Below are 11,824 nucleotides of genomic sequence, written 5' to 3' on the forward strand. Positions count from 1 at the left end.
CCAAAATGTTTTTTGAAATAGCACTTATAGGAACAACAGCGAGTGGAAAAACACACATAGCAGGTATTTTAGCAAGAGAATTTGAAGCTGTTATTTTAAGCCTTGATAGTCTTTGTGTTTATAAAGAAATTAATATAGCCAGTGCCAAGCCTTCCAAAGAAGAGCTTGGGAGTTTAGATTATTTTGGTGTGAATTTATTAAGCGTAAAAGAGCATTTTAATGTCGGGTTGTTTATAAAAGAATATCAAAAAGCAAAAGAATTTGCAAAAAATAAAAATTTGCCTTTAATTATAGTGGGTGGAAGTGGGTTTTACTTAAAAACTATGATAGAGGGTTTAAGCTCTAAGGTCTTGCAAACAAAAAGTTCTTTGAGTAATGATGCAATTTATAAGCTTTTAAAGGAGCTTGACCCTCATCAAAAAATCGAAAAAAATGATACTTATAGGCTAAAAAAATGGTTGAGTATTTATGAGCAAACAGGAGAAATTCCTAGCGAATTTTTAAAAAGAACCCAAAAAAGCGGGGTGCTTAAGAATGTGGAAATTTATGAGCTTGTATGGGATAAAGAACTTTTAAAAAAACGCATTCAAGCTAGAACAAAAGAAATGCTTGATAAGGGACTTTTAGAAGAAGCTAAAGAGCTTTTTTCACGCTTTGATAATAAACTGAAAGCCTTAAATTCCATAGGTTTAAAAGAATGTAAAGAATATTTAGAAGGTAAAATTTCTTTTGATGAGCTTGAAAATTTAATCACAATACATACTACGCAACTTGCCAAAAGACAAAGAACTTTCAATAAAAAATTTCAAAGCAAAGCATTGGAATTTGATAAAGCAGTAGAAATTTTAAAAACGAAATTTAGCCAAAAAACAAATGCTCTATGAGAATTTTTACCCCTAAGATGATTAAAACCACTCCCCCTAAAAGCTCGGCTTTATTTTTAAGATGAATTCCAAATTGATTGCCTATTTTTAGGGCAAGCATACATAAGATAAAAGTGATAAGACCTATTAAAAATACCGCTAAGAATAAATTGACCTTTAAAAAAGCAAAGCTTATCCCCACAGCTAGGGCGTCTATGCTAGTGGCTAGGGCTAGGGCTGACATAGTTTTAAAGCCAAATTGATTGGCGTTAGTGTCGCAATTTTCATCTCCAAAGGATTCTTTAATCATTTTTAATCCTATTAAAGAAAGCAAAGCAAAGGCTATCCAATGATCGATACTTGCTATAAAAGATGCAAAAGCTATACCTATAAAATAACCAATAGTTGGCATCAAAGCTTGAAATCCACCAAAATAAATTCCAACAATAAAATAATGTTTTAAATGTAGTTTTTTAACGCTAAAACCTTTACATAAAGACACAGCAAAAGCGTCCATTCCCAAAGCACAGGATAAAAAAATAAGACTATAAAAATCCATAAATAAACTCCTAAATTTTACAAAAAAATCGAAGATGAAATTATAGCCAAGTAAATATAAAAATCACATAATTTTGATATATTTAATTAAGTTTTAAGAAAGAAAGATATATAATTCAATTTCATTTTTATTTTTTACTCCTTAGAAGTGGCCCATTCGTCTAGCGGTTAGGACATCGCCCTTTCACGGCGGTAACACGAGTTCGAGTCTCGTATGGGTCACCACTCTTCTAAAACAAATTGGCATAAATTGCTCCCAGCTTAGCAAGTAAAATTAGAACTATTATTAACCAAGCTAAAACAATTTCTAACTTAAACCCTAGTTTGTCCTATAAGATTATTAAGTCTATCCATTATAGAATCAGCATAAGAATTTATACTTTCACTACTTGCTTTCCAGCCATTAGCTTTAGCATTGTTAAATTCTCTATCAAACCAAGCTCCACCATAACCTATACTTGTATTTTGCCATTTAACTCCTTTTTCCATTGCATATATATCTGCATCAAGCCAACCCTCTTGTGCATAGCCTTTTAACAAACTTGCAAAATCAACTTTGCCTGTCATAATGTCATCTAAAGAAGCTAAAGAGCCATCAAAACTTTCTTTGGTCATAGCTTCAGCATAAGACTTAGCTGTAGGATTTAATGTTGCACTACCTTCTCTTGGCGATACACCCGTTGATTTTAAAAAACTCATAAACAAAGCTTCTTTAGAGTAGCTTCCATCTTCATTTTGTGGATAAACTGACATATCAGGATTAAAAGTATCTATTGCAGTGTCTTTATCTAAATTTTGAGTTTGCATACTTTGCGGAGTGAAATTTAATGGTTGTAAGCCTATATTAATATGCCCAAACATTCCTAATTGTTCTGCTTCATTATACTGCTCTTGTGTATTATAATAGTTTGTTATTGCTAACTTATCATAATTTTTTGGCATAATACCTATAGTTTTATCGGATGATAACTCACTTATTCCCTTAGGCATAGAATTTATATCCGCTTCAGTGAAACTTGTTTTATTAGTATCATTAAAAGTATGATTGATGATTTGATTGAATTGATTATAGTATTGTTTTATGGTTTCAGCCATATCTATGTTTGTATAATATTTATCTACACCTAAATATTTTTTTATATCTGAAGTATAAGAGTTATTTTCAGCCTTTCTCTCTATCTCATCTAAAGTAGATTTATGTATCTTAAAATCTTCAGGCAATCCTGCAGCTTTGTTAAAATCACTTCCCATATAGCCATCTTTATCTACACTATAACCATAGGCTGTATTAGTAGAAGTATTACTTATATCAGCTTGTTTGTATTTTAAAGTATAAATAGAGTTTTTAAATTCACTGGATATATTATAATTAGGGGAAGTTGTTTTAGTAGTATTATTAATACTAAGATTAGTATTACTAGTATTTGATATATTAGTAGAATTTAATACTTCACTTCTTGCTAGAGTTTGTGAATTTGCATTTTGAATTTCATTTAATTTACTAGCATTTTGTTTTAAAAAAGCATTAGCAAAACTTATTTTAGAATTTTCTTTACTTTCTTTATTAGCTTTACTTTGTGAAAGTATGGAAGTATAGTTTGAATTATCATTGATACTAAAGATACTCATATTTTTTCCTTTAATCTTAGATTGCTTCGTTTCACTCACAATGACGGAAGGTCAAGTCTCGCAATGACGAAAACAAACATTATCCCTGACAATAAATTAATAAGCAAAATCTGTTCCATTTTGGAATGGAATGAAGAAGGAAAAAATAGAGTTTAATATCTGCTTTTTGAAAGTCTTTTTAGTATTAAAGGATTCTATAAAACTCATATGAAATATCTATTTTTCACCGTGTTTTAATTTTGCAATTACATTACAAGTGATAATTTTTATATAAAAAATTTAATAAATATTAATAATTTATTTTGTAGAATACAGATGGCTTTTGATATAAGTCTATCAAAAGACTTATATCAAGGCTAGGCATTATTGAGCTGATGTTTGCTCTTTTGCTTTTTTATGAGTTTTGCTCTCATGTTTTTTATCAGCTTTAGTTTTTGAGTGGTGAGCTTTTGGATGTGTTTGGTTTGCATCGCTTGACATATTAGCAGCGAAAACATTAGCCACGAAAGCACCTAGTAATGCTGAGATTAATACAACTTTTTTCATATTTTCCTCCTTATGAATAATTTCGGTTGCAAATCAATTGTAATTATTAAAAATCAACAAATAGATATTTTTTGTAAAAATATTTCGAAAAATATGATTTTTTTATGAAAAACTTAAATTAATCTTAAATATATTTTAAAGCAACTTTACGAGTTCAATCAAGCAAGAAGATGGTTTTGAATAGAAGCTTTTGAGATATTTTTACTCTTTTTAATCTTATTTATGCTAAGATTTGAGATATTAAATTTCAAAAGGAGAAAACAATGTTTGAGTTAAGAAAATTACCTTACGATACCCAAGCTTTTGGCGATTTTTTAAGTGCTGAGACCTTTGAATATCATCACGGAAAACACCACAACACCTATGTTACAAATTTAAACAATCTTATCAAAGATACTGAATTTGCCAACAAAGACCTTGTAAGCATTATCAAAGCTTCAAGCGGGGGAATGTTTAATAACGCCGCTCAAGTTTATAATCACGATTTTTATTTTGATTGCCTTAGTCCTAAAGGCTGTGAGTTAGGAGGTGAGCTTAAAAGTGCTTTAGAGAGTGCTTTTGGAAGTTTGGATAATTTTAAGGCTGAATTTATCAAAGGTGCCACAGGGGTTTTTGGCTCGGGCTGGTTTTGGCTTGTGTATAATACTCAAAATCAAAAACTAGAATTCGTAGGCACCACAGGTGCGGCTACGCCAATTACCGAAGATAAGATTCCCTTGCTAGTTGTGGATGTGTGGGAGCACGCTTATTATGTAGATCACCGTAATGCCCGCCCTGCTTATTTAGAGAAATTTTATGCTCACATTAACTGGGACTTTGTCGCAAAAGCTTATGAGTGGGCTTTAAAAGAAGGTATAAACTCAGTTAGCTTCTATGCCAATGAGCTTCATCCTGTAAAATAACTTTATAAGCTCTTTTGTGTTAGAATGGCGTAGGCAAGAGCCTAAATTTACACAAAGGAGCAAAAATGGATAATTCTTTATCTGCTTACACTCAAAAATACGAAAAAGAAGGCTACGGACTGCACTATCCTGACGGACATATCATAAGATTTTATGAGCGAATCTTAAAATTTAAGCTTAAGAAAACAAGTGGAAATTTACTTGATTTTGGTTGTGGCAATGGGGTGCATTCTAGGTATTTTAAAGCTATAACGAGTAGCGGTTCTACTGAAAATGGCACTTACGGGGGGGGGGGGCATTGAGCCTTTTGGTATTGATATAGTTCCTAGCCTAAGGCAAATTTGGCAAAAAGACACACTGCTTAATTCTAAAAATTTTCACATCATCACTCCTAATTCTAGCTTTAAAGAACTTTTTAATACAAAAATGGATTTTATCCTTGCAAATCAAAGCTTGTATTATCTTACAAAACAAGCCTTTAAAGAAGCCATACAAGAATTTTACGAGCTTTGCAATGAGGGTGCTATTATCTTTGCGACTATGATGAGCGATAAGGGTTATAGTGCGTATGAAAGGGGTAAGCTTATGGAAAATGGACTGCGTGAGGTAAGAGGATGTCCAAGCGGTAGGCTAAGTGGTTCTTCATACATACGCTTTACTAAGAATATAGAAGAATTAAAAGAAGATTTCAAACCTTTTAAGCCTTTATTTTGGGGAGATTATGAGCTGATGAATCTGTATAATTTTGAAGGCAGCGTGGAGCATTTTATCTACATAGGACAAAAGTAAGTGCTTAGGCACTTACTCCCCTAAATTTGGTGTCATTTCCATAATCTTCCAAGGAAGTCCTTGAGAATTTAACTCTTCCATAAAAGGTTTAGCGTCAAATTCTTCCATATTAAACACACCCTTTCCTTGCCAAATTCCTTTAGCAATTAATTTAGCCCCTATCATAGCAGGCACTCCTGTAGTATAGCTTACAGCTTGTGAAAGGGTTTCTTTATAGCATTCTTCGTGATTGCAAACATTATAAATATAAACTTGTTTATCTTTGCCATCTTTAAGCCCACGAATCACACAACCTATATTAGTATAACCCTTAGTGCGTTCGCCTAAACTCGCAGGGTCTGGCAACAAGGTCTTAAGAAATTCCATAGGCACTATGGATACACCCTTATGCAGCACGGGTTTAATACCTAGCATTCCTACATTTTCAAGGCATTTCATATGGGTAAGATAGCTTTGAGAAAAGGTCATAAAAAAGCGAATTCGCTTCAAGCTAGGGATATTTTTTACCAAACTTTCAAGTTCTTCGTGATAAAGCAAATAGCTATCCTTCACCCCCACTTCAGGATAATCCCACTCCATTTTTATCTCCATAGGCTGCGTCTGTATCCATTTGCCCTTTTCGAAGTAACGCCCCTTAGCTGAAACCTCGCGTAAATTTATCTCAGGGTTAAAATTGGTCGCAAAAGCGTATCCGTGGTCTCCTGCATTGCAATCTAATATATCAATATAGTGGATTTCATCAAATAAATTTTGCTGTGCATAAGCACAAAAAACATTAGTAACCCCCGGGTCAAAGCCGCTACCTAAAAGCCCTAAAATCCCTGCCTTTTTAAAATTCTCATCTCTTGCCCACTGCTCCTTATACTCAAATTTAGCCAAATCAGGATGCTCATAATTTGCCGTATCGATATAGTGAATTTTAGCCTTAATACAAGCATCCATCAAGCTTAAATCCTGATAAGGCAAGGCAAGATTAAGCAAAATTTCAGCCCCGCTTTCTTTGATGAGTTTCACAACAGCCTCGCTATCATCAGCATCAATTTGTGCTGTGTGAATTTCCACGCCCAAGCGTTCTTTAATGAGAGTAGCGATTTTATCGCATTTGCTTTTGGTTCTACTGGCTAAAGTGATTTTGCTAAAAGTATCACTATTCATCGCAGCCTTGATAGTAGCCACCTGAGAAACCCCGCCTGCACCTATGATTAAAAGATTTTTCATGAAATTTGTCCTTAAAAAATTTTTTCGCAATTTTAGCTAAAAATTGATAATATCAAAATTTATTTTTTCTTTATAAACTACAATTTAATTTAAGGGCAAAAATTTCACATTTTTATATTTTAAATTGAGTTCCACAAAAAGCTTCAAAGTTCTTCCTTACTTAATTAATGCAAAATCAACATCATAGCGTCTTTTAAATAGACTCTTGACCTAGCATTTGGCAAAATAAGAAAATTTATTTTATCTTTTTAATGAGAACTATGTTCTGTTTTATTAAAATCTTTAAAATTTGTATGAGAGTGTTCAGGGCAAGCAAAAGCAAATCCAACACATAGCAAGAATAAAACTATTTTTTTCATAAAAATCCTTTTTCAAATATTTTTGATAAGAGATATTAATATTAAAAAGTAAATACGATGTAATGATTTATTTTTATACACTCTTAAGATGATAAAATAGGCAATCTTATTGATATTAAATTAGTCTATGCTTTTAATAAACCCTTGATTAAATAAATTTTAATAGAATTTGCCTTTTAGAAAAGGTAGGTTATTTATGTTTTCTTCATTTTTTGCAAGTAAAAAATGGGCTTTATGGGCGTATTTGGGGCTTTTTTTGCTTTTATTTTTTTTATATGTGCAAACCAGTCTTAATGTGGCTATAAATTCATGGTATAGTGATTTTTACAATGTTTTACAAAAACCACAACTTGAAAATTCCACACAAAAACCAGAAATAAGCTTAAAAAACAATACAAGTTTAATCCAAGAAGCCAATCAAAAAGCCAAGCAGAATTTTGATAAGGCTAATTTTCTCAATAAGGGCGCTTTATATTATTATCAAAATTTATTAGAGTATTTTTTTCATTCTAGAGCTATGATTGAAAAGCCGAGCTATAACTCAAGTGATTTTTACTCTCTCATTTTAGTTTTTTTAGCCCTTGCCATCCCCTATGTTATCATTGCCACTATAAATATCTATTTTGCCAGTATTTACGCCTTTAAATGGCGTGAAGCTATGACCTTTGCTTACTTGAAATTTTGGAAAAATAAAGATGATAATATAGAAGGAAGTTCGCAAAGAATTCAAGAAGATGCTTATAATTTTTCCAAAATTGTAGAAAGTTTAGGACTTAGTTTTATAAAAGCTTTGATGACTCTAGTGGCATTCATACCGATTTTATGGACCTTAAGTGAGCTTGTAAGCAAGGCTTTATTTGCGAATTTAACTGAAAATTCTTCTTTTTATTTTTTAAAAAATATCGATGGTTTGCTTGTTTATGTAGCGCTTTTAATTTCTTTAGGGGGCTTGATAATATCGTGGTTTGTAGGCATTAAACTCCCCGGACTTGAATACAATAACCAAAAAGCCGAAGCTGCTTTTAGAAAAGAACTAGTCTATGCTGAAGATAACCGCAAAAATTATGCTAAAAACGAAACTATGTTAGAACTTTTTACGGGGCTTAAATTTAATTACAAACGCCTATTTTTGCACTATGGCTATTTTAATATTTGGCTCATTTTATTTGAACAAATGATAGTCATCGTTCCTTTTTTGATTATGGCTCCGGGACTTTTTGCAGGAGCCATAGGATTAGGTATTGTTATGCAAATTAATAACGCTTTTGACCAAGTAAGAAGTTCTTTTAGCGTTTTTATCACAAATTGGACAACCATCACTCAACTTAGAAGCATATATAAGCGTTTAAAAGAATTTGAAAAAAATATAGCTTATAAGTCTTAGCCTAGAAATTTTTAAGCTAGAATTTTACTTTTAATTGTGTATAATAAGGCTAATATTTTATTTTTAAGGAGTTTCATTGGACCCCAGTCAGGTTTTGGATTTAAACCAAACTTCCGCAGTATCTTTTGATGCAGGTTATTCTCTACTTATGGTTTTTGTTGCACTAGCTTTAGTGTTTTTAAATGGCTTTTTTGTTTTATCTGAATTTAGCATTGTTAAGGTTCGCCGCTCTAAGCTTGAAGAGCTGGTAAAAGAAAAAAAAGCGGGTGCTAAGAAGGCTTTGGAAGTTACTTCAAGGCTGGATACTTATCTTAGTGCTTGTCAGCTTGGCATTACTCTAAGTTCTTTGGCTTTAGGTTGGATAGGTGAGCCAGCCATTGCGAAAATGCTTACTACTCCTCTTTTAAATTTAGGCTTTAATCCCGTGCTTATCCATACCCTAGCCTTTGTCATTGCTTTTAGTCTTATCACTCTTTTGCATGTGGTTTTAGGAGAGCTTGTGCCAAAAAGCATAGCTATTGCACTTGCAGACAAGGCAGTGCTTTGGGTGGCTAGACCCTTGCACTGGTTTTGGATACTCTTTTTACCTTGTATTAAAATTTTTGATTTTCTGGCTGCCCTTACCTTAAAGCTTTTTGGTATAAAACCTGCTAAAGAAAGTGAGCTAACCCATAGTGAAGAAGAGATTAAAATCATCGCTAGTGAGAGCCAAAAGGGTGGGGTTTTAGATGAATTTGAAACCGAAATTATTCGCAATGCTGTTGATTTTAGCGATACGGTCGCTAAAGAAGTGATGACACCTAGAAAGGATATGATTTGTCTTAACAAACAAAAAAGCTATAAAGAAAATATGCAAATGATTTGTGAGCATAAACATACGCGTTTTCCTTATATCGATGGTTCTAAAGATACGATTTTGGGGATGATTCACATACGCGATATAGTGCAAAATGAATTAAATGGCAAAAGTCAAAATTTAGATGCCTTTGTCAAGCCTTTAATCTTAGTTCCTGAAAATATCAGCATTTCAAAAGTGCTTGTTAGGATGAATAAAGAGCGTTCGCACACAGCCTTAGTCGTGGATGAATACGGAGGAACGGCTGGAATTTTAACCATGGAAGATATTATGGAAGAAATTATAGGCGAGATTAAGGGCGAGCATGAAGAAGATAGTTACAAAAAACTAGCTGATAATATCTATGAATTTCAAGGGCGTTGTGATATTGAGAAGGTTGAGGAGCTTTTGTTAATAAGCTATGATGAGAATTTAGAGCAAGTTACCATAGGGGGCTATGTATTTAATCTTTTAGGGCGTTTGCCTGTGGTAGGAGATAGGATTGAAGATGAGCTTTGTTATTATGAAGTTAAAAAAATGGATGGAAATTCCATAGAAAGAGTGAAGGTCGTTAAAAAAACCAACAAGGATGAAGAATAATAAACTTATTTCTTTTTATAAATTTGATTTTTAAGCTCTATACATTCAAAGCCCTTTTTATCTAGTGTAACGATGCGTAAATGCCCACCCGCATCGACCTTACCCTCACACAAAAACACTCTTTTTGCTATTTGCATAGGAAGTTTTTCTTTATTTCTATGTCCAAAAATTTGATAAAGATTATTTGGAGTAGAATCACAAAATTGATTCGCAACTTTTTGACTATCTTCATAACCGCCTACCCCATAGATAAAATCATAACTTGGAATGAAGCTAATTTTCTCGCTCTTAGAGGGTATGAAATTCACCCCGCCATGAGAACAAAATACGAATTTATTTTGAAATTTATAGTATAAACATTCTTTAAAATAGGGATAAAGCTTTCTAGCATCTCTTGGAGTAAGCTTTTCTTTTCTAAAATCCTTTAAGGTATTTTCATTGAATTCTTTAGAACTAGCCAACTCTCCATTTGCCCATTTTATAAAATGTCTTTCGTGGTTTCCTTCCAGTAGGCATACATTTTCTTTTTCGCAAATTTTTAAAAGAAATTTAATCACTTTGCCATTTTCTATACCCCTATCGATATAATCGCCTAAAAATATATAAAATTCATCTTCTTTAATAGTTTTAATATAGGCTCTTAGCACACTATAACAACCTTGTAAGTCCCCTATATGATGGATTTTTTTATATTGACTTAAATTTGGAATTTGATAAAGACATTGTTTCCAGTCTTTTGGTTCCAAAATAGAGTATTTTTTTGGATTTTTTTGAAGCAAATTCTGTGTTTTTTCCAAAAGGACATAGGGGATGATATAACCCTTTTTCTTAGCTTCTAAAAGATTTTTTTCTTGACACTCTTTTAAAGAGCTATTAAAAGGGATAACATACATTTTATAGCGGTATTGTTTGGCTAAGTCTTTATAAATTTTAAGCGTTTCATTATAAGCATTGATAACACAAAATTCGCCCTTTTGCATACGCATTTGCAAAAGCTTAAGTAAGATTTTACTCAAATCTTCATCATTTTTAAGATTTAAAATTTTATATTCACTAACTATACCTCTAACACTTCCTGATAAAAGACGCAAAGCATTTAAATCAAGAGTGTAGTTTTGAAGTTTATGTTCTTTTATAAATTCTTCTTGCCCTGCGTGATAATTCCCTCTTAAAATCAGTAAGATTCGCACATTCTTTGCCTAAATTTTCTTTAAAAATTCACTCTTTAAAACAATAACACCCAGCTTATCTACCTTAGCTTCAATTTCGCCTTCTTTGGAAGTGAGTTTAATGTTTTTTATAGGGGTTCCTCGTTTTAAAGTCGTGTTTGAACCCTTGACTTTTAAATCCTTAACCACACTTACGCTATCGCCTGCTTTAAGTTCTACTCCATTGGCGTCTTTAGTCATTTTTTTCCTTTCTTTCATTTAAAATATTTAAAATTTGCACCCCTAAAGCAAAAGCCATAGCCGTATAAATATAGGCTTTATCGATATGAATATCAAAACTTTCAGCCACCAAAACCACGCCTATTAAAACCAAAAAGGCTAAGGCTAAGATTTTAATGCTAGGATATTTTTCTACAAAATCCGCTATGGGCTTGGAAGCAAAAAGCATTACACCCACAGCAATCATTACAGCAATTATCATTATACTCACATCTTGGGCAATGCCTACTGCTGTAATAACGCTATCTAGCGAGAAAACAATATCAATCACAGCGATTTCAGCCACAACTATCCAAAGTTTATTACTCGCTTTAAAATGACTCTCGCTTTCTTGCTCCTGTGAAATTTGCTCTTTAATTTCCTTAATAGACTTTACAATCAAGAAAAGCCCACCCAATAAAAGCACCAAATCCCTGCCTGAAATTTCATTGCCAAAAACACTAAATAAAGGTTCTGTAAGTTTCATTACCCAAAAAAGAGATAAAAGAAGCAAAATTCTTGTAAGCATTGCAAAGCCTAGCCCTAGAATTCTGCCCTTATCTCTGTGTTGGGGCGGGAGTTTGCTAACTAAAATGGCTATTAAAATGATATTATCAATTCCAAGCACAATTTCAAGCGCACTTAGGGTCAGCAGGGTTATCCACGCATCAGGGCTAAATATCCATTCAAACATAACTCTCCTTGAAAATTTTA

14 protein-coding genes and 1 tRNA gene are annotated in these 11,824 nt (G+C 32.6%); 7 read left to right on the top strand and 8 right to left on the bottom strand.

Features of this window, described 5'->3' with window-relative positions:
- Positions 1-5 precede the first annotated feature (5 nt).
- A complete protein-coding gene (gene miaA / locus ACLL8X_RS07610; protein ID WP_411990327.1) occupies positions 6-884 on the top strand; it encodes a tRNA (adenosine(37)-N6)-dimethylallyltransferase MiaA in 879 nt (292 codons plus the stop codon).
- Here miaA and ACLL8X_RS07615 read toward each other — a convergent pair.
- A complete protein-coding gene (locus ACLL8X_RS07615; RefSeq protein WP_411990328.1) occupies positions 859-1,422 on the bottom strand; it encodes a manganese efflux pump MntP in 564 nt (187 codons plus the stop codon). The genes miaA and ACLL8X_RS07615 overlap by 26 nt on opposite strands.
- Positions 1,423-1,571: 149 nt before the next feature.
- Here ACLL8X_RS07615 and ACLL8X_RS07620 point away from each other — a divergent pair.
- Positions 1,572-1,646, top strand: a tRNA-Glu gene (locus tag ACLL8X_RS07620).
- Positions 1,647-1,733: 87 nt separating this feature from the next.
- Here ACLL8X_RS07620 and ACLL8X_RS07625 read toward each other — a convergent pair.
- Positions 1,734-3,050 carry a Cj0814 family flagellar-dependent secreted protein gene (locus ACLL8X_RS07625; RefSeq protein ID WP_411990329.1) on the bottom strand — a complete coding sequence of 439 codons (1,317 nt, stop codon included), beginning with the start codon at positions 3,048-3,050 and terminating at the stop codon, positions 1,734-1,736.
- 363 nt (positions 3,051-3,413) lie between these two features.
- Complete coding sequence (locus ACLL8X_RS07630) at positions 3,414-3,596, bottom strand: hypothetical protein (RefSeq protein WP_411990330.1); 183 nt, start codon at positions 3,594-3,596, stop codon at positions 3,414-3,416.
- Positions 3,597-3,859: 263 nt separating this feature from the next.
- Here ACLL8X_RS07630 and sodB point away from each other — a divergent pair, with 263 nt between their 5' ends.
- From sodB to ACLL8X_RS07645, 3 genes are all read left to right on the top strand, one after another.
- Positions 3,860-4,498 carry a superoxide dismutase [Fe] gene (gene sodB, locus ACLL8X_RS07635; RefSeq protein ID WP_411990331.1) on the top strand — a complete coding sequence of 213 codons (639 nt, stop codon included), beginning with the start codon at positions 3,860-3,862 and terminating at the stop codon, positions 4,496-4,498.
- A 65-nt stretch (positions 4,499-4,563) separates the two neighbouring features.
- The gene (locus tag ACLL8X_RS07640) at positions 4,564-4,800 is read left to right on the top strand and encodes a class I SAM-dependent methyltransferase (protein ID WP_411990332.1); all 237 of its coding nucleotides are present in this window, start codon (positions 4,564-4,566) and stop codon (positions 4,798-4,800) included.
- On the top strand, positions 4,772-5,287 hold the full coding sequence (locus ACLL8X_RS07645) for a methyltransferase (protein ID WP_411990333.1): 516 nt from the start codon (positions 4,772-4,774) through the stop codon (positions 5,285-5,287). Before ACLL8X_RS07640 ends, ACLL8X_RS07645 begins: the two co-directional genes overlap by 29 nt.
- Positions 5,288-5,299: 12 nt before the next feature.
- Here ACLL8X_RS07645 and ACLL8X_RS07650 read toward each other — a convergent pair whose 3' ends face one another.
- Entirely contained in the window at positions 5,300-6,505 is a 1,206-nt protein-coding gene (locus tag ACLL8X_RS07650) for a saccharopine dehydrogenase family protein (RefSeq protein ID WP_411990334.1), read from the bottom strand.
- A gap of 248 nt (positions 6,506-6,753) precedes the next feature.
- Positions 6,754-6,870 carry a hypothetical protein gene (locus tag ACLL8X_RS07655; RefSeq protein WP_411990401.1) on the bottom strand — a complete coding sequence of 39 codons (117 nt, stop codon included), beginning with the start codon at positions 6,868-6,870 and terminating at the stop codon, positions 6,754-6,756.
- 190 nt (positions 6,871-7,060) lie between these two features.
- Between ACLL8X_RS07655 and ACLL8X_RS07660 the strand changes: the two genes are divergently transcribed.
- Together ACLL8X_RS07660 and ACLL8X_RS07665 are read left to right on the top strand one after the other, a co-directional pair.
- Positions 7,061-8,248, top strand: coding sequence for a putative transporter (locus tag ACLL8X_RS07660; protein WP_411990335.1), 1,188 nt, complete (start codon positions 7,061-7,063; stop codon positions 8,246-8,248).
- A 76-nt stretch (positions 8,249-8,324) separates the two neighbouring features.
- The gene (locus ACLL8X_RS07665) at positions 8,325-9,683 is read left to right on the top strand and encodes a hemolysin family protein (RefSeq protein WP_411990336.1); all 1,359 of its coding nucleotides are present in this window, start codon (positions 8,325-8,327) and stop codon (positions 9,681-9,683) included.
- A gap of 5 nt (positions 9,684-9,688) precedes the next feature.
- Here the strand turns inward: ACLL8X_RS07665 and ACLL8X_RS07670 are convergent, their stop codons facing one another.
- From ACLL8X_RS07670 to ACLL8X_RS07680, 3 genes are read right to left on the bottom strand one after another with little or no spacing between them, the layout of a single operon-like run.
- On the bottom strand, positions 9,689-10,873 hold the full coding sequence (locus ACLL8X_RS07670; protein ID WP_411990337.1) for a metallophosphoesterase: 1,185 nt from the start codon (positions 10,871-10,873) through the stop codon (positions 9,689-9,691).
- Positions 10,874-10,882: 9 nt separating this feature from the next.
- Positions 10,883-11,092: an alkylphosphonate utilization protein gene (locus ACLL8X_RS07675; RefSeq protein WP_411990338.1), complete on the bottom strand. Its 210-nt coding sequence runs from the start codon at positions 11,090-11,092 to the stop codon at positions 10,883-10,885.
- Positions 11,085-11,804 carry a TerC family protein gene (locus ACLL8X_RS07680; RefSeq protein WP_411990339.1) on the bottom strand — a complete coding sequence of 240 codons (720 nt, stop codon included), beginning with the start codon at positions 11,802-11,804 and terminating at the stop codon, positions 11,085-11,087. The genes ACLL8X_RS07675 and ACLL8X_RS07680 overlap by 8 nt, the downstream gene beginning before the upstream one ends.
- Between the last annotated feature and the right edge of the window lie 20 nt (positions 11,805-11,824).

It is taken from the genome of Campylobacter parajejuni (assembly GCF_046764905.1).
Lineage (GTDB): Bacteria > Campylobacterota > Campylobacteria > Campylobacterales > Campylobacteraceae > Campylobacter_D.